Annotated in this window: 10 protein-coding genes; 1 reads left to right on the forward strand and 9 read right to left on the reverse strand. The window is 53.9% G+C overall.

What is annotated here, in order from left to right:
• Positions 1-121: 121 nt before the first annotated feature.
• From FHT67_RS17190 to ald, 3 genes are all read right to left on the reverse strand, one after another.
• Positions 122-6,919, reverse strand: coding sequence for an S-layer homology domain-containing protein (locus FHT67_RS17190; RefSeq protein ID WP_167200207.1), 6,798 nt, complete (start codon positions 6,917-6,919; stop codon positions 122-124).
• A gap of 37 nt (positions 6,920-6,956) precedes the next feature.
• A complete protein-coding gene (locus tag FHT67_RS30545) occupies positions 6,957-8,147 on the reverse strand; it encodes a HupE/UreJ family protein (protein ID WP_167200209.1) in 1,191 nt (396 codons plus the stop codon).
• Positions 8,148-8,944: 797 nt separating this feature from the next.
• Complete coding sequence (ald, locus tag FHT67_RS17200; RefSeq protein WP_167200211.1) at positions 8,945-10,072, reverse strand: alanine dehydrogenase; 1,128 nt, start codon at positions 10,070-10,072, stop codon at positions 8,945-8,947.
• Between the two features lie 149 nt (positions 10,073-10,221).
• On the opposite strand from ald, the gene FHT67_RS17205 reads away from it, so the two are divergent.
• Positions 10,222-11,835: a PucR family transcriptional regulator gene (locus tag FHT67_RS17205; RefSeq protein ID WP_167200213.1), complete on the forward strand. Its 1,614-nt coding sequence runs from the start codon at positions 10,222-10,224 to the stop codon at positions 11,833-11,835.
• Positions 11,836-11,843: 8 nt separating this feature from the next.
• Here the strand turns inward: FHT67_RS17205 and FHT67_RS17210 are convergent, their stop codons facing one another.
• The 6 genes from FHT67_RS17210 to FHT67_RS17235 all read right to left on the reverse strand — a co-directional run bounded on the left by FHT67_RS17210 (position 11,844) and on the right by FHT67_RS17235 (position 18,472).
• On the reverse strand, positions 11,844-12,074 hold the full coding sequence (locus FHT67_RS17210; RefSeq protein WP_132307679.1) for a hypothetical protein: 231 nt from the start codon (positions 12,072-12,074) through the stop codon (positions 11,844-11,846).
• 55 nt (positions 12,075-12,129) lie between these two features.
• A complete protein-coding gene (gene hydA, locus FHT67_RS17215; RefSeq protein WP_167200215.1) occupies positions 12,130-13,551 on the reverse strand; it encodes a dihydropyrimidinase in 1,422 nt (473 codons plus the stop codon).
• 3 nt (positions 13,552-13,554) lie between these two features.
• The gene (gene preA, locus FHT67_RS17220) at positions 13,555-14,859 is read right to left on the reverse strand and encodes an NAD-dependent dihydropyrimidine dehydrogenase subunit PreA (protein WP_167200217.1); all 1,305 of its coding nucleotides are present in this window, start codon (positions 14,857-14,859) and stop codon (positions 13,555-13,557) included.
• Positions 14,860-14,939: 80 nt separating this feature from the next.
• A complete protein-coding gene (locus tag FHT67_RS17225) occupies positions 14,940-16,295 on the reverse strand; it encodes an NAD(P)-dependent oxidoreductase (protein WP_167200219.1) in 1,356 nt (451 codons plus the stop codon).
• Between the two features lie 28 nt (positions 16,296-16,323).
• The gene (locus tag FHT67_RS17230) at positions 16,324-17,205 is read right to left on the reverse strand and encodes a nitrilase-related carbon-nitrogen hydrolase (RefSeq protein ID WP_167200222.1); all 882 of its coding nucleotides are present in this window, start codon (positions 17,203-17,205) and stop codon (positions 16,324-16,326) included.
• Positions 17,198-18,472, reverse strand: coding sequence for a M20 family metallo-hydrolase (locus tag FHT67_RS17235; protein ID WP_167200225.1), 1,275 nt, complete (start codon positions 18,470-18,472; stop codon positions 17,198-17,200). Before FHT67_RS17235 ends, FHT67_RS17230 begins: the two co-directional genes overlap by 8 nt.
• Positions 18,473-18,573: the final 101 nt, after the last annotated feature.

Raw genomic sequence — 18,573 nt, forward strand, 5'->3', positions numbered from 1 at the left:
ATACAATACGCCTATTCGTCGTTACTCATCGGCTTCCTCATATTGCCCTGTCACCAAAATCGACAAAAAAATAAGCCAGCCAGAAAAGTCTGGCTGACCTATTTTTCATGCACACATTACTTTAAATAAAATCTACGTATTCGAGCAGTCGCTTCAGCATAACGGTTGCTTCCGCGCGGGTCGCTTTGCTGTCCGGTGCAAATTTGCCGCCCGTCTTGCCTTCGATAATCTTCGCTTCAACCGCTTGCGCGACTGCCTGCTTCGCCCAAGCTTCGATCGAAGCTTTGTCCTTGAAGGCATTCAGCTGCGCGGCAGCGCCGGCTGGCTGCTTGCCTGTAAACGCGAGAGCACGGGAGATCATTACCGCCATCTCTTCGCGGGTAATCGAAGCATTAGGCTTGAAGCTATTGCCTTCGTAGCCTTTTACAATGCCTGCTTTCACCGCTGCGCCTACCGCGCCTGCGAACCAGTCCTTGCTGCTTACATCCTTGAAGGATGCTGCTGCTTGATCTTCGGAGATACCAAGCGCACGAACGACCATAGCCGCAAATTCAGCGCGCGTTACAACGGCATTAGGAGCGAATTTATCGTTGCTGGTGCCTTTGACAATCAGCTTGGAGGCCATCAGCTCGATATCCGCCTTTGCCCAATGCTTGCTCAGGTCGCTGAAGGTTTTGCTCAGCTGCGCAACCGCATAAATACTGTTGCCGTTACGTTGAATCGTCACAATCGTATGTCCGTTTGCGGTTTTGAAGGTTGCCGGCACGAATGTAAACGTGCCAGTCGCCTCGTTGTACATCACCGCTGTGGAATGCGAAGCATCCAAAGTCTGGTTGATGTCGAGCGTACGGGATACATACGTCTTGCCGAAATCATGAATTTCTTGCGTATTGCCGTTCGATTGAATAATGACGCTAAACTCAACCGGAGTACCAACCAGCTTGACACCGGATTGTGCTGCCTTATCCTTCATCGTGCTCGACAATGTGCTGTCTACCGGATCAATCTTGATTACGATCGAAGCGTCCGTGCCAATAGTAGCTGGCAGATTAAGGGCGCTAATCGGCAGATCATAGCTCATAACGCCGATATGAACCGAAATCGTCAGATTCGGTGCTTTTTTCAACGCTTCGAGCAGCACGCGTGCTGGCAGTTCCGCGCTTACGGCTTGCGTGGAATCCGCCGTAATTTCAATCGTTTGGCCTTTTTGTCCCGCAATCATATCGATTGCCTGATTCAGCGCCTTAGCCGTTACGGTCAGAGTAGAACCGTTCGTTGTTCCTTCCAGGCTGACGCCATCGGAGGTTTTCACCGGTGTTTGTCCGCCATTGCCCGAACCGCCGCCAGGCACCTCCACAGGAGGAGTCGTACCGGAATCGGCCGTTGTTTTGCCCGTCGCCGCCGGTCCGTTCGTGCTCCATTTACCGGAAGCATCTCCCGCTTCTACCTTGAATGAGTAGGAAGTATCTGCCGTCAAGCCTGTTACTTCGTAAGTCGTACCCGATACCTTCGCGAGTTCTACGTTATCCTTATAGACTTTGTACTCTGCGACGCCTACATCATCTGAAGCTCCTGTCCAGGTCAGCTTCAGCGAGGTTTTGCCGATATTCGATACGGTTAGGCTTCCGTTGTTCCAGGTTGGAGCCGTTTGATCGGCAGCTGATGTACCTGTCTTAAAGCTCCAAATGTCGGACAAAGTCTTGCCGGAGAATGCATCTTCGGCTACCGCGTACCATTGATACTTGGTATTGGCGTTTAAGCCGCTCCAATTCACGGACGCCTGCTCACCGCTTGTTACCTGATCTGCCTTGCCGATCGGCTGATTGGAATAAACGTTCACGCCCATGTAGTCGGTCGATACGCGTTTTACTTGCGGTGTCAGATCCACATCCAGCGTAAATTCTTCTTGTTTTGTCGTATCGCTTGGATCGTAGAAGTTATAGTCGTCCATGTACGGCGAATACGTTTTTACGTACATTTTGTCATTGGCGATATCGAACTGCAGCAGCTTGATATAGCCTTGACCGCCTTCCGGGCCGCCTTGGTAGTCGGACAGCATTTGATAAACCTTGCGGTCTGCCTGGCCGTCGCCATTGTCGTCCAGTTCGCTTACAAGAAGCTTGGAGTCATGGTAGTGGCCGGAAAGGACGGCAAATACGTTTTTGTTCTTTTGCACGACCTCTTCAAAAATCTTATCCGCAATCGGAGCCCGGTTGCCGGATACAAGCAGGAATTCATGGAAGTTCAGGATCGCTTTGCGGTCCGGATATTTCGCCAGCACCTCGTTCATCCAGTCGATATCCGAATCGCGGATCCCCCAGCCCATGTATACCATAATAAAGTCATTGCCGTTCGAGGATACAAGGTCATAGTGACCGCGGTTGTTATCCAGGGAACCGCCGTAAGTCGGCTGATCCTTGAACCGGTCTTCCCCGAAGTAGTTCCAGTAGTAATCGTAAGCGCCGAGCTGATGGTCAACGTCATGGTTGCCGGCAAGCACGCCGTAAGGAATGTTCGCGTCTTCCAGCACCTTCATGTCTTTATCCGCACGCTGCCATTGAATTTCTTTATCCGCTTCATCGACAATATCGCCGGTGTGGATGACGTATTTGATTTTGTTCTTCTCTTTGTTGTCGGCAATCCAGTTGACGATATCCTCGTAAATGTACGGATAGCTTTCCGAGTAATACTGCGTATCGGACATCCAGGCAAACGAGAAATCATAGTTTTCTTGCGATGCCGGCAGCTCGTCCTGGACCATTACCTGCAGCGTATGATTGTCCGCAAATTCTCCGGCTGTAACCCATGCGCCAAGCGTAAAGTCTTCCGCGCCCGCTACTTTGTAATCTACGCTAATCCATTGTTTTTTGGACGGACTCCATACATACATGCTGACTTTACGGCCTTCCAGCGATTTTCCTTTCCAGCTCAGTTCAATCTGGTCCGTATCCTTCACGGAAGGATCAAGCTGCACCTGGAACCGCTGATAAGGGAATTTCTCCGTGGAATCATCGGTGAGATATTGACCGTCAGCTGACCCGATCAGCGAATAATCTTCATCCGTCATCGCTTGTTCCCCGGCAGGAGCAACTTCCTTCGGAGGCTCGACATCCGCTGCGTTGCGGAAGCCCATAAAGCCGTCTTTATTGGCTCCGTCATACTTAAAGCCTTGGTAGAAGGAAACATCCATTTTGTCATTCGTAGGATCCTTCACTTTAACGGACAGAACCGCGTTGCGGTCAGTACCCGTTGCACCATCCGTTGGCGACACCAGCTCCGGCTTGAGCGGATTCTCGTCCGGTACGGAGAAGGTAACTTCCTTCACGGCTACGTTGCCGACTTTATCGGTTGCCTGGACTTTGAATACATGCTCTCCGCCCGTCAAATCCTTGGAGGCCGTTGCATACGGGATTGCGATTGGCGTCTCGTCGAGCCACACCTGTACTTTATCCACGCCGGACAACGCGTCTTGAGCGGCAGCGTCAATCGTGAACGCACCGCGGTATTCTTTTCCGTCTTGAATCGTTGTTGTAACGGCTGGCGCGGTATTATCCACTTTCACAACCGCGGCCTTTTCTCCGTACTGGGAGTGGCTCACTTTTACGGTATGATCGCCGTCCGTCAGCTTTGTTGTATCCAGAGCGTAAGCCTTCGATGCAAGCAGCTCATCCGGAATAACAAAGTTGAAATCTACAACCGGATTTTTGCCGGCACTGTCGCCCATCGGGATAACGGTATCCCGGTTTTTGTAACGATCGTCAAAGATTTCCGTACCGTCCGCAAATACAAGTCTTACATTACGTACGGTGAAATCATCCTTGTTCTCTTCCGGGCGGTCATCAAACGGCGATGCCTTTGTGCCTGCACGGATGGAGATAATGTTGCTTCCGCCCTTCAGGCGTTCCGCCGCGATGGGTACCGTCAGCGTTGTATACGTGTTGATCGGATCCAGGAAGATCGACAGAATTTCGTCTCCCATCGTAACGCCGTTCTTAAAATAGTAGTTAACGCCGTTCGCTTCGAAAGCGAAGTAGGCATCCTGCTCAACCGCGCTGTACGTTCCTTCTGTCGCTTCAGTCTGATCGATGGACAGATGAAGCTCCGAAGCAGGCGCACTCTCCGCTGTTGCCTTCAGCACCTTAATGCCGGCAAGGAAATCCCCGTCTTGGACATTCAGGCGCAGCGGCGAATGATCCGTATTGCCAGTCACGTTTGTGCGGTATTTATCTGTCGTTACTTCATTCTGGCCATCCGAGATAACGTAATAATACTCGATGTAATCGCGGCCGATCAGCTCCGGCGAGTAGATCGTGTAGTGATACAGCGTATCGTCAAAGCTTTCCGCCAGGTAACGCTTCGTATATTGCGCATCCAGGTTGCTCTTGTAATAGAGAGCTACGGATTTAACATTGTTCTCGTCATGGGCTTCCGCTACGATCGAGAGGTTTTTCGATTTGTCGATTTCCGGCGTTGCCGTCAAATCCTTATAGGTAGGATTTAATGTATCCACCGGCGTCTTAACGGTAATGACAGGTACCTGAACCGGAGCTGCGGAGCCCGGTGTCGCCGCTTCCGTACCGGCGCTGTATTTGACCATCTGCGTGCTGCCGGTTGGCGAATATTTGTAAAAAATCCCTTTGTTCGCAACTGTCTCCGCGTCCGTGTCGTAATAAACGGCCGAGATTTCCGTCTTCGTATTCGATGCAATAACAATGCCGCGTCCGCCGCCGTTTGCCATGCCGTCACTGTACATCTTGACGATATCCGTGCCTTCTACAAGATTCGTGCCGTAGTTAGCGTTGAAGTCGGCAACGGTTTTTTGCTTGTTCTGGCTGTTGATGACCCAGAACACCAGCGTCTTTTTCGAAGGAATAAGCAGATCCTCCGAATCCGTCGGCCAGACCACATCGGCATCCGGTCCCGAAGCGGTATAACGGTATTGGATCTTGTAGTCTTTAAAGTTAACGGTTTTGTCCGTGTTGTTGTAGATCTCGACAAACTCGTAGCCGTCCGCCGTACCTACGTTTGTGGAGTCCGGAACAATCTCCGTCACCATCAGAGGAGGAAGCTTCGAGAAATCTACGTTGCCAAGCTCAATCGTTACCGTGTAAGTATTCGATTTGACCGTATCGATACCGTCGTTAGCTTGAATATAATATTGCAGCTGGGAGTCGGTAAAAGCTTCCTTCGGAATGTTCGCCGAGAACACGTCGTTGTCTCCGGCTGTCATTGAAATGGAAGTGTATTCTGCCGAATCGCCAAGTTTATAGTATAACGATGCTGTTACAGAGCTGCTGTCCGAGTCCACGATGGCTGCTTGTACCATCAGGTCACTATCGATGCTCCCGGATGCGGGTGGCGTATGCGTGATAACAGGCAGTTCATTAATGGCTGGAGCCGGTTGAAGCGGAAGCAGGGTTGCTTCGACATTACCCGGAGTTGCTGCATTAACGCCTGCGTTGACCAGCTTCATCTTGTTGGTGCCATCTACCGGATATTGATAGAATATCCCTTTGTTCGCGACAGTCTGTTGATCTGTCTCATAAAATGCCTCGGAAATTTCCTTGCCCGTCTTCGATGCGATAACGATTTTGCGCTGGCCGCCGTTAGCCATACCGTCGCCGCCATCGATGCGGAACAGGTTTGTATTTTCTACAAGGGACGATTTATAGTTGGCGTTAAAATCTTCTGCTTTAAGATCTTTATTAGCCCCGTTCATGACCCATAATACAACGTTGCTTAGAGGAGGAATAACCGCCGTGCTTGGCAGCTCCCATATTCCGTCCGGCTTTGAAGAATCCGTATAACGATAGAGCAGCTTGTAATCACTTAATAAAATCGGACGAGTCGTATTGTTATACAGCTCGACAAATTCGTAAGCGTCCCAGTCTTTCCCGTCAACGTTTATGTTTGCACTATCCGGTACAAGCTCCGTAATAAGCATGGGAGGCACTTTCGAGTAATCAAAGTTATGCTGCTCGATTGCAACCGTGTATGTAGACGATTTTACATGGTTAACCGCATCCGCAGCTTCAATATAGTACTGCAGCTCGGTTCCCGTAAGAGAAGCTTTTGGAATAACCGCGGAAAAATCCGAACCGCCCGTATTGCTCATCGGTACCGAGGTAAACGCAGCGTCGGACGGGTTCTTGTAAAAGACCGCCGCCGTAGCCGTGTCATCGGCATCCGTAATTTGCGCCGTAATCGTAAGGTCCTGTTCACTGCTTCCTGCCGTTACCGGAGAATGGGTAATAACCGGCGCCTGGTTAACCGGGCCTTCAGGGAATTGGTAGTGAACCGAAGGAATTTGGCCCGCTGCCAGCGTGCCCGGGGTTGGAGCCGATTTCACCGCAAATTTGTCGGTCTGCACACCACCTGCTGCCGGCAGCATGTAGTGATCGCCTAGACCGGCGCCGACATCTGTAGAGGCCGTGTAGCTGGAACTCGAGATTTCCGTTCCTTGGCTGTTCTTAATGACAACCGCGCGGTCAGCCGAATTGGAGAATCCGTTAAAGCCTGTCACCTGGACGATCTGGCTGTCCGTCAGGCTTACGCCGTATTTGGCATTAAAATCTGTCAGAGCAAAGTTTTTGGGATTATACCAAAACACCATTGCCTGCTCCGGGTCCAACGTCTTCTCACCGAAGCTGAACGTTGCATCCGGGGAAGCTGTTGGGTCCGGATAACGGTACAGGAATGTATACTCGTTCAAACGAATCGTTTTATTCGAGTTATTGTATACTTCGAAAAACTCGTAATCATCCGTACCCGCTACGTCGGGATGAATCTCGGAGACAAACAGCTCCGGCACGGTATTTTCTTCTGCAGCCGCAACAACGCCTACAGAGGACAACAAGCTGATGAGCATGCTTGCCAGCAGAACGCTAGAGATCCATTTCTTGTATCTCTTGCTTACCATAATAGGAAACACTCCTTCTGAATGAATAGATAGGTTGTTACATCGTGAAGTCTGAAATCAGGCGTTCGATCAGCCAATAAAGCCCCATTAAACCAACCACCGAGGAGGTCGCATACGTCCACCAGATTTGACGGTTGCGTGAGCTTGTAATCAGCTTCCGGATCAACCACAGAATCGGTATGACGATCGCCAGTACAACGAGCTGGCCAATCTCAACGCCAAGATTGAAGGAGAAGAGCGGCAATGCAATGTTGCCCGACATCGTTCCGTGCAAAATCTCCGCAAAGCCAAAGCCATGCACCATCCCGAACAACACCGTGACGGCAATCTGCTTGCCTTGCAGCTGCGGGAATCTTTTGCGGAACATCGTCTCAAAAGCTACAAAGACGATACTGAGCGCAATAAGAGGCTCCACGATAAGCGGTGACAACGACGCCAGATCCATCGCGGATAGAACCAACGTGATGCTGTGTCCAACCGTAAAGGCCGAGACCAGCTTCAGCATCGTCCAGCCGCTTGTGCCCGAGGCAAGGATTAGCCCGCAGAGGAACAGCATGTGATCGGCGCCCGACCAGATATGTTCCATCCCCATCGTCACGTAATCTTTCAGGACGCTTGTCCACGTGGATGAAGCGGCTAATGGCTTCGAATCAGCATCCCCTTGAGCGGTGCCCGCATCGGAGCTTGCCGCATCCGTTCCATGGTAGCCTTCCATCTGCAAAATATTGTTCGAGCTGTTAATCACCTGCACGATGGATTGCTTCCCCATCCGGATGGTGGCATAGCTGCGGTGATCGGGGTTTGTTCCGTCATAAAAGTTATATTGAACCATGTACCGGTCGACAGGCTCGGCAAAATCATAGTTGATGTCGATCTCGATCATCGGCACTTTTGCTTTTTCGGTCTGTTTGGCTGCGAGTACAACTCCCGTGCCAACCTTGCTGTTTCCCGTGACGATAAGCTTGTCATGAACAAGCGCGGTGAGCGCGTCGTTTTCACTGGACAGCTCGTCTTCTGAAAGCTTGCCGTCACCGTTGCCATCAAGTCGTGGCATAGCCTCAAGCAATTCCCTCTCCAGCAAGAACAAGCTGTATTCCAGGTTCTTATCCTTAACGGTAATATCCGAGAACCCCGTCGAGCTGAAATGCGCCTCGGCCGTTCCGCCCATTACGGTCACAAACAGCCAAAATGCGGCTAGTACAACCCCAGCTTTTTTGTGTAATTTCACATGTGTCTCCTCTCTCCCTATTGCTTGGCTTCCTTCTTCTCTCTATCTATCGAATGCTAGGCATACTTAGCGATTATAGTTTTCAAGTGTTTGAGGAACGTAAATGGTAGATGAAGAAATTATTGAGAATGTGGAAAATCGTAGAATAAATGATTGGAGGATGTGCCGTTGCTGCGCGCTCGCAAGAGATTCGGAAGTAAGTCCGGAACGGACAAACAGGTGGCGATGCCGGGCTATTTGCGGTTCCTTAAGGTCCCTTAGGGGCCTTAAGAGCTTTCTTATTGCCTGTGCGAGCCGGGTTAAGGACCCTATAAGGGACCTTAACCTCGTGAAATCGGCCATACATGCGGCGACGCCGGGCCTATTTGCGGTTCCTTAAGGTCCCTTAGGGACCTTAAGAGCTTTTTTCTTGCCCGTGCGAGCCGGGTTAAGGGCCCTCAGGGAACTTAACCTCGTGAAATCAGCCATACAAGCGGCGATGCCGGGCTATTCGCGGTTCCTTAAGGTCCCTTAGGGACCTTAAGAGCTTTTTTCTTGCCTATGCGAGCCAGGTTAAGGGCCCTAAGGGACCTTAACCTCGTGAAATCGGCTATACATGAGGCGACGCCGGGCCTATTTCAGCCCCCTTAGAGTCCTACCGACAGCCTGATAGACGGTTTCCAACCTTTCACTGCCGGATTAGCTGCTTTTTCTAGAGTATTTCTAGCCTTACAGCCGGAAGCCAAGCAAGCGGCGCACCCCTCTTAGGCAAAAAAGAACCCCGCAAGCTGGAACAATCCAGCCTCACGGGGGCTCTCTCACGCGATCGATGAGCTTAGCAGCTCGCTCACATGGGTATAGCTCATTTGATGCGCGGCGGCGACGGCTTCATGGGTGACGCAGCCGTCCATGGCATTCACGCCGCGCCGGATCGGCTCGCTGCCGGCAAGCGCGGTGCGGACGCCGCGGTCGGCAAGCGCGAGCATGTACGGCAGCGTGGCGTTCGTTAGTGCCGCCGTTGCCGTATACGGCACGGCGCCCGGCATGTTGGCGACGGCGTAATGCAGGACGCCAAACCTCTCGAAGACCGGCTCGGCATGCGTCGTAATCCGGTCGATGGTCTCCACGCTGCCGCCCTGGTCAATGGCGACGTCTACGATAACCGAGCCTGCCGGCATGGCGCGGACCATGTCCTCCGTCACTAGCTTTGGCGCACGGGCGCCGGGAATCAGCACCGCTCCAATTACAAGATCCGATTCGGCTACAGCCTCGGCGATTTGCCGGGAATGCGAGGCGAGCGTCTGCACCCGGCCGCCGAACCGGTCCTCCAGCGCCCGCAGCCTATCGGCATCTCGGTCTATAATGGACACGTCGGCGCCAAGTCCAAGCGCAATCTGCGCGGCGCCCGTTCCTACAACGCCGCCGCCGATAATGGCGACGCGCCCTTTCCGCACGCCGGGAACGCCGCCCAGCAGAATCCCTCTGCCTCCATGCACCTTTTCCAAAAACTGCGCTCCGACCTGAGCCGCCATTCTTCCGGCGATATCGCTCATCGGGGTGAGCAGCGGCAGCTGCCCGCTTGCCAGCTGAACGGTCTCGTAAGCGATCGCCGTCACTTTATGCTGCACCAAAGCCTCGGTCAACTCCCGCTCCGCGGCCAGATGCAAATAAGTAAACAGCACCAGCCCTTCACGGAAATGCCGGTACTCTTCCTTCAGCGGCTCCTTCACCTTCACGACCATATCCCTTGACCAAGCTTCATCCGCATCCGCCACAACTATAGCTCCAGCCGCCAGATACTGTTCATCCGAAAATCCTGAGGACGCTCCCGCTTCCGTCTCCACAAACACGCGATGCCCATGCCTCACGAGCTCATAAACGCCGCCGGGCGTCAGAGCAACGCGATGCTCCGAGCTTTTTCTCTCTTTCGGAACCCCAATCTCCATATACGCTCCCTCCCTTTCTCCTTATCCACCTGCCGCTATGCGTTACGTTGCCTGCCGATTCTAACCTCTTGTATAATGTGAGAAAACCAATATCGAGGCCTATCGAAGAAAGATTCCCCCACTATTCCACGTTAGGGCGGTGAATGTCCATGGTTGAAACGTTAATGCAGCTAACCGTTAGAGACATCCTGCAGCGCCCGCTGTTTCAGAAGGCGGAGGCGATCGCAAGCGAAGAAGCGCTGAGTCGCACCGTACGATGGGTCCACATTATGGAAGTTACCCAGATTGGCAAGCTTCTAAGCGGCAATGAGCTGATCCTCTCTACCGGCATCGGCTGGCATGACGACGAGGAGCTAAGCCTATCCTTCCTCAGGCAGCTCATCGATTCCGGAGCCTCCGGCCTCTGCATCGAGCTCGGCACCTACACCAAAAAGCCATCCGATGCCATGATCGAGCTGGCTAAAAGCGAGAACTTTCCTCTCCTTTTTTTTCACGAGGAGGTTCGTTATATCGACATTACCCAAGACCTGCACGCTTACTTCATCGATCAGCATCACCGCATGGTCTACGAGCTCGAAGCACTCTCCACCAAGCTGAACCAGCTGCTGCTCTCCGGCAAAGGCATTGTGCCGCTGCTTAAGCTTCTCCACCACTCGACCGGCACCCAAGTCGCATTCTTCCCGCTAAATGCCGAAGCAGAGTTTGTTCCGCCTATGCCCAAAGCCAAAGCAGACAGCTTCTACGAGCAATGGATTTACGGCGAAATGTTTGCCACCCCCGACCAGAAGCGCGGTCTCGCGCACCGCCCGATTCTTGCCCTGGACCATCTGTTTGCCGATTTGCTGCTGCAGTCGGAGCAGGAGCTGAGCGAATTTCAGATTCTCGCTTTAGACCGCTGCGCTACCGCTGTCGCCCAAGAAATGATGCGTACCAAATATATGGAGGAGAGACGGCGCTACAAGGATGAAATGTGGGTGACGGATTGGCTGAGCGGCAAGCATGCCGAGAAGGAGGTCCGGGAGTATATCGGCTCGATTAAGCCCGCCGCCAAGCTGTACGGCTTGACCGTTTGCGTATTCCGTTTGAACGTGAAGCTGGCGGAGTGGAAGGAAGGCGAAGAGCTGCTTATCCAGAAAAACATGGTAGCCCGTGCCATCTTCGAAGGCGAAGGCTACTTTCTTCTCCCCGCTATTTTTCATGATCATATCGTCTTTGTCCTTATTGATCAGATGAAGCAGCTCAAGTGGAAGGACCGTCTGCTCCGCGCCATTGACCGCCTGAAAAGAACCGAAATTAACCCGGACACGTCCCTATTCGCCGGTACGCTTGGCATCGGCAAATATTTGACCGATCTGTCCCGCGCCAAGGAGGGCTACGAGTCCGCGCAAGAGACGGTTGCGATCCAGACGGATATCGGACCGCTGAGCTCGCCTTTTTTCAACGATCTGCACACGTACCGGATCATATCGGGTCTCAAGAAGACCGGAATGCTGCCCGCCCTCATCGAGGAATATATCGGCCCGCTGGCGCGGTACGATCAGGAGAAAAACGGGCAGCTGCTCAAGACGCTGAAGGTATTTCTCTCTCTGTCCGGCTCCAAGCAGGATGCGGCCAAGGAGCTGTTTATCGTCCGGCAGACGCTTTATCATCGGCTCGAGAAAATAGCGTCGCTGTTAGGGGATGACTACCTTGTTGCGGACAAACGGCTGGCTATTGAGCTCGCATTACATGCATACGAATACACCTACGGAGCGATCCAGTAGTTTAATAGTTACCCGGCATCGTTCCAACCGGAGGAAGCCAGCTGCTTCACCACCAGATTGGACATATATTTCCGGGCATCCGCGGAGAGCAGCTGGAGCACCGCGCTCTCCCCGCCGGGATGAACAAGCTCGATGGTTGCGCCGCTCAAATTCTCCACTACGTTATGAATTCTGAACTGCCTGCCGATATAAGCATCCAGCTTTTGCTTCTCTTCGAGAAACTCCTGGTAAGCGGACATAAGTAAGCACCTCCGTTGAATGTCTTCCTCTTCCCGCCTGCATCCTTATCACTGCTTACAGCTGTTCAACCTGTTCTTTGGCGCCCGCATTGTCCTGCTTATATGTCGCGCGCTTCAGGAATTGCCCCGTCCCCGCTTCCCCTACGAAAGCTTGATTCCGTATCACAAACTCGCCGCGCGACAATACGCTTTCCGGCACGCCGCTCACCCGCAGCCCTTCAAAGGGGTTGTAATCCACGTTCATATGATGAGTCTCCGCCGAGATCGTTCTTTCCGCCGTTGGATCGAAAATAACGATATCCGCGTCGCTGCCGACGGCAATCGTCCCTTTGCGCGGGAATAAGCCGAACAGCTTGGCGTTGCGGGTCGAGACAATCTCCACGAATTGGTTAAGCGTCAGCCGGCCTTTCGCAACTCCTTCCGAATACAAGATCGAGAATCGGTCCTCAATGACCGGACCTCCGTTTGGAATTTTGCTGAAATCGCCCTTCCCCAGATCCTTCTGCCCTTTGAAGTTAAAGGAGCATTGATCGGAGCCCAGCGTCTGCAATGAACCCGTTATAAGCGCATTCCAGAGCACCTCTTGATGGCTCTTCTCCCGGAGCGGCGGAGACCAGACATACTTGGCCCCTTCGAAATCCGGCAGCGCGAGGCACGTCTGATCGAGCACCAAATATTGCGGGCAGGTCTCGCCCCATACGTCAACGCCGCGGGTTCTCGCTTCGCTGATCGCCTTCACCGCTTCCGCACAGGTGACATGCACGACATACAGTCTTGCTCCCGTGAGTTCGGCTAGAGCGGCCGCGCGTGCCGTTGCCTCGCCTTCGATGGCGGACGGCCGGGTGAGCGCATGGTAGATCGGGTCCGTATTCCCTTCGGCAAGCGCCTTCCCTACCAGAAACTCGATGACATCGCCATTCTCGGCATGCACCATCACCATGGCGCCAAGCTCCTTGGCCGATAACATAGTCCGGTATAATGTTCCGTCATCCGCTTGGAACACGTTTTTGTACGCCATAAATACCTTAAACGAAGTAATCCCTTCGTCCTTCACGATGGAAGGCAGCTCCGCCAGCACGGCTTCATTGATCTCGCTGATCATCAGATGGAAGCTGTAGTCGATAACGGCTTTGCCGCCGGCTTTCGCGTGCCACTTCCGAAGCGACTCGCTTAGCGGCTTTCCTTTGTCCGTCAGGCAAAAATCGATAATCGTTGTTGTCCCGCCAAAGGCCGCCGCTCTTGTCCCCGTCTCGAAATCATCGGCCGTCACGGTCCCGCCAAACGGCATATCCAGATGGGTATGCGGATCTACCCCGCCCGGGAACACGTATTTCCCCGCTGCGTCAATGATTTCCGCCCCCTCCGCCGCAAGGCCGAGGCCAATCTGCTTAATAACGCCGTCCTCAATAAGCACATCCGCTTGATACGTGTCCGCTGCGGTTACTACTGTGCCGTTTCGTATGATTTTCGTACCCATCGCTTATACCGCCTCCTTGCTCGCGCCGTCTTGCGCTTGATTGGAATCGCCGACGGAAGCAACCGCCTTCTGGCGCTCATTCCAGGACATGGGCAGCTCGCCGGAAGGAATCTCGACCATGGAGATCGCATCTTCCACCGGACAAACGATCGAACAAAGATTGCAGCCGACGCAATCCTCTTCCCGCACCTTCAGGTAAGCACGGCCGTCATCCGTTGTCAGGCGCTCAATGCATTGATGCGACGTATCCTCGCAGGCAATATGGCATTTGTTGCAGACGATGCAGTTCTCCTCATGAATCCGCGCAACCACCTGATAGTTCAGATCAAGATCGCCCCAATCCGAATACCGGGGAACGGATTTGCCAATCAGCTCGGTAACCGAAGATAATCCTTTGTCGTCCAGGTAGTTGCTCAGCCCGTCAATCATATCCTCCACGATGCTGAAGCCGTGATGCATAGCCGCCGTACAGACCTGCACGCCCGTTGCGCCCATCAGCATAAACTCGACCGCGTCGCGCCAATTGGAGACGCCTCCAATTCCGGAAATCGGCACATTAACATGAGCATTGCGCGCGCATTCCGCCACCATGTTCAGCGCGATGGGCTTCACCGCCGGACCGCAATAGCCGCCATGAGCGCCTTTGCCTCCGACATGCGGGATCGTGTTCCAGGTATCGAGATCCACCCCGGCCAGCGAGTTGATCGTATTGATGAGCGAGATCGCATCCGCACCTCCTCGAACCGCCGCTTTGGCAGTGGCCGTAATATCCGTAATGTTGGGCGTCAGCTTTACGATGACCGGCGTTTTGGCCGCTTCCTTCGCCCACATCGTTTGCGCTTCAACGAGATCCGGCTGCTGGCCGGAGGCCGAGCCCATGCCGCGCTCCGCCATGCCATGCGGACAGCCGAAGTTCAGCTCCAGTCCGTCTACGCCTACGGCCTCGACTTTTTTTACAATCTCATGCCACTTCTCCCGCTTCGGCTCTACCATGAGGGACACCACGACGGCATGGTTCGGAAACCGTTTCTTCGTCTCGTAAATCTCCTTCAGATTGACCTCAAGCGGCCGGTCCGTAATCAGCTCGATATTGTTGAAGCCCGCCACGCGCTGCCCGTTAAAATGCACGGCCGCAAACCTCGACGAGGTATTGATAATCGGATCCCCAAGCGTCTTCCATACCGCTCCGCCCCAACCCGCCTCGAAAGCCCGCTGCACCTGGTAGCCCGTATTCGTTGGCGGCGCCGACGCTAACCAGAACGGATTCGGCGAGGATATGCCCGCCAGATTGATACGCAAATCAGCCATCGCGTTCCCTCCTAAAAAGAATTGCCATAAAAATGGTTAATCTAAGCCATTGGTGGTGATTCTTGCCTCGTAAGCATCCATTACGCCGTCTCCTCCTGCTCCTTCACCAGCTGCCAATAGATGGCATACGCCGCTTTCTTGCCCTGCTGCGCCGCCGACACAACCATTGCTTCCCCTTGCCCGTCGCCAAAAATCACATCGCCGGCCGCATACACCTGCGGATCGGACGTTTGGAACGTAACCGGATCAATCGCAACGATTCCGCGTTTATGCGTAAGGCCAAGCTGCTCGATCAAGCCGATATGGCGCGTTTGACCAATGGCAAGAACAACCGCATCCACATCCATAAAAAACTCCGAGCCTTCCACCGGCACCGGCCGGATCCGGCCGCCGCTCTCTTCAAGCTTCATCAGCGTGCATTCAAGCGCCGTAACATGGCCCGCCGAATCTCCAACGATCCGCTTTGGCGCGGTCAGCCATTGGAACCTAACGCCGTCCTGCTTCGCAAAGTCGTATTCGAAATCGTAGGCCGTCATCTCCGCGGAAGTCCTGCGGTAGACAATCGTTACCTCGTCCGCTCCAAGCCGAACCGAACAGGTCGCCGCGTCAATGGCGGTATTGCCGGCACCGATAACGGCAACCTTTTTCCCCGCAAAGTCCGTCCGGATAGACGATTTCGTTGATTCCACGAACTCGATCGCGTCATGCACGCCTTGGAGCTCCTCCCCTTCGATTCCCAGCTTAGGCACCTTGGACATGCCGATGGCCAGCACAATCGCATCGTACTGCTGCTTGATTTCCTCGATGCTGATATCAATCCCAACCCTTACGCCCGTACGGATCTCTACGCCAAGCTGCCTGACCTGCTCGACTTCCCAGAGCGAGATTTCCTGCGGCAATCGGAAGCTTACAATGCCGTACGTATCAAGGCCGCCTGCCTGCTCCTTCGCTTCGAACACGGTGACCGCAAAGCCGAATCGGGCAAGCTCCCTGGCCGCCGACAAGCCTGCGGGTCCACCTCCGATAATAGCGGCCTTTTTCCCGTTGCTGCTTCCCGCTTTGAAAAGCACCTGCTCGTTGCGGATTGCCCAATCGGTCGCGTAACGCTGCAAATCCCCGATCATAATCGGCTTGGACGAATGATTAAGCACGCAAGCTCCTTCGCAGAGCTCCTCCGTCGGGCATACCCGCGAGCAGCTTGCTCCGACCGGATTCGCCTCCATGATGGCGCGGGCCGAGCCTTTCATGTTGCCGGAGGCGATCTTCTTGATAAAGGACGGAATGTTGATGCCTGTCGGACAAGCCTTGATACACGGTGCATCATAGCAATACAGGCAGCGGTTCGACTCCTCGATCGCTTCCTTGGGCTTCATCCCGGCTTTCACCTCGGCAAAATTGCGCCGCAAAGATTCTGCGGATATAAACGTTGCAGTCATCCGTTCATCCCCCTTCCCTCAGCGCTTATTATAGGTTTATGATGCTGTCGTACGTTTCCGGCCTGCGATCCCGATAAAACTGCCAAATATTTCGCACCTCGCGGATCAGCTCTTTGTCCATCACGCCGACGACAACCTCATCTTTATCCCGGCTGCCGATGGCGACGATTGAGCCGCGCGGATCCGCCAAATACGACTGTCCGTAAAACTCTCCCATATTCCAAGGCGCTTCATACCCGACCCGATTAATAGCCGCTATGTAATAGCCGTTCGCCACAGCATGAGCCGGCTGCTCCAGCTTCCACAAATATTCCGAGGTTCCCGCAACCGTCGCGGACGGATTAAAAACAATCTCCGCCCCGTTCAGCCCAAGCGCACGCGCCCCTTCCGGAAAATGCCGGTCATAACAGATGTATACGCCAACCTTCGCGTAAGCCGTATCAAATACCGGATAACCCAGATTGCCCGGCTTGAAATAATACTTCTCCCAAAAGCCGCATCCCCCGTCGCCTGCCGCTACATGCGGGATGTGATGCTTGCGGTATTTGCCGAGATAAGCGCCGTCCGCGTCAATGACCGCAGCGGTGTTATAGTAGCTCGCAATGCCGTCCCGCTCATAAATCGGAAGGATAATAACGACGGACAGCTCGCTGGCAAGCTCCCGGAACAGCTTAGTTGTAGGACCGTTCGGAATTTCTTCCGCCGCGTCATACCATTTGGGAATCTGCTCCGCGCAGAAATACGGGCCGTAGAAAATCTCCTGCAGCGAGATCATCTGAGCGCCTTTGGCAGCGGCTTCGCGTACGAGACGAATATGCTTCTCAATAGCAGCCTTCTTGTGAGCTTCTACCGGTTCATCGCCATGTACGTCATGGGATGCCTGAATTAGCCCAATCGTTACCTTACTCATCGCTTCTCCTCCCTTTCCCGCTCGCAATGCGTACAGCCGACCGGTACAGCAGCTCCGCACCCAGCGCGATATCCTCCGGAGACGAATACTCCTTGGGGTTATGGCTGATGCCGTCCTTGCACCGGACAAAAATCATGCCGTAATCCGTCACGTAAGACATCGTCAGCGAATCGTGGAACGGCCCGCTCATCAGCTCGGGCGGCTTCATTCCCATGCCGGACGCTTCCTTCCGCAAGATGTCCTTCATCCATTCCGCGCAATACCGCGGCTCGCTGTTCGTATCCTCCCGGATCAGATATTGCAGGCCATGCTCATCGCAGATATCCTGAATGGTATCCAGCAGCTGCTGCTCCCGCTCGTTCCGGCGGGAAAGCACGATATCCCGCAGGTCAACCGTAAACGTCACCTTTTCCGGGATAATGTTGCGCGAATCCGGGAATACGGACAGCGAGCCTACCGTCCCCACCGTCGAAGCCCCGTCTTCCAGACGGGCGAGGTCGTTAAGAGCGACGATTACCTTGGCCGCTCCAACCAGCGCGTCCCGCCTCATCGGCATGGGCACCGAGCCCGCATGTCCGGCAAAGCCGTTCAGCTCAACCGTCCACCAGAGCGGACCGGAAATGCCGGTTACAATGCCGATTGGCGAATCCAGCGCTTCGAGCACCGGCCCTTGTTCAATATGAAGCTCCAGGAACGCGCCGATCCTGCCCGCCTCGAATGTATATCCTTCAAACTCTGCCGGGTCGCAGCCGAATTCCAGCAAGGCTTCCCGGCGAGTTACGCCATTCTTGTCCGTCCGGTCAAGCTCCCCTTCCTCAAGCTTGCCCGTCATGCCGCGGACGCCAAATAACCCTTTGTTGAAGCGGCAGCCCTCTTCATCGCAGAAAGCGACGACTTCAATGTCCATTTCGGGCATAATGCCTTTTTCCGCCATCGTCTGCACGGCTTCAATCGCTCCAAGAACGCCGATAGCCCCGTCATACCGTCCGCCGTAAGGCTGGGAGTCGACATGGGAGCCAAGCATAAGGACCGGAAGCTCCGGATGTTTTCCTCTATATACGCCGATCAGATTGCCAAAAGGATCTATTCTTGCGCTCATTCCCGCTTCTTCCATCCAGCTCTTCACCTGCTCTACGCCGGCTCTGTCTTCCTTCGACAAAGCCAGCCGGCATACGCCGGTCTCCCCAATCCTTCCGATCTGCGCCAGCTCCTCGATATGCCGGTTCAGCCGTTCCGCATTAATCGTTGCGTGCTGCTCCACACTCATGTCCCGTTCCCTCCCGTCCAAGTCTCCGATGACATATAAGTATGTACGAGATTCGAATTTATACGGCTAGCCAGAGAGCTGCCCTCAAGTAGGGACAGCCG

It is taken from the genome of Paenibacillus sp. BK720 (assembly GCF_011761545.1).
GTDB lineage: Bacteria > Bacillota > Bacilli > Paenibacillales > Paenibacillaceae > Pristimantibacillus.

Coding starts and splice junctions, on each gene's coding strand:
- FHT67_RS17190 (WP_167200207.1), bottom strand. CDS start 6,919: ATGGTAAGCAAGAGATACAAGAAATGGATCTCTAGCGTTCTGCTGGCA.
- ald (WP_167200211.1), bottom strand. CDS start 10,072: ATGGAGATTGGGGTTCCGAAAGAGAGAAAAAGCTCGGAGCATCGCGTT.
- FHT67_RS17205 (WP_167200213.1), top strand. CDS start 10,222: ATGGTTGAAACGTTAATGCAGCTAACCGTTAGAGACATCCTGCAGCGC.
- FHT67_RS17210 (WP_132307679.1), bottom strand. CDS start 12,074: ATGTCCGCTTACCAGGAGTTTCTCGAAGAGAAGCAAAAGCTGGATGCT.
- hydA (WP_167200215.1), bottom strand. CDS start 13,551: ATGGGTACGAAAATCATACGAAACGGCACAGTAGTAACCGCAGCGGAC.
- preA (WP_167200217.1), bottom strand. CDS start 14,859: ATGGCTGATTTGCGTATCAATCTGGCGGGCATATCCTCGCCGAATCCG.
- FHT67_RS17225 (WP_167200219.1), bottom strand. CDS start 16,295: ATGACTGCAACGTTTATATCCGCAGAATCTTTGCGGCGCAATTTTGCC.
- FHT67_RS17230 (WP_167200222.1), bottom strand. CDS start 17,205: ATGAGTAAGGTAACGATTGGGCTAATTCAGGCATCCCATGACGTACAT.
- FHT67_RS17235 (WP_167200225.1), bottom strand. CDS start 18,472: ATGAGTGTGGAGCAGCACGCAACGATTAATGCGGAACGGCTGAACCGG.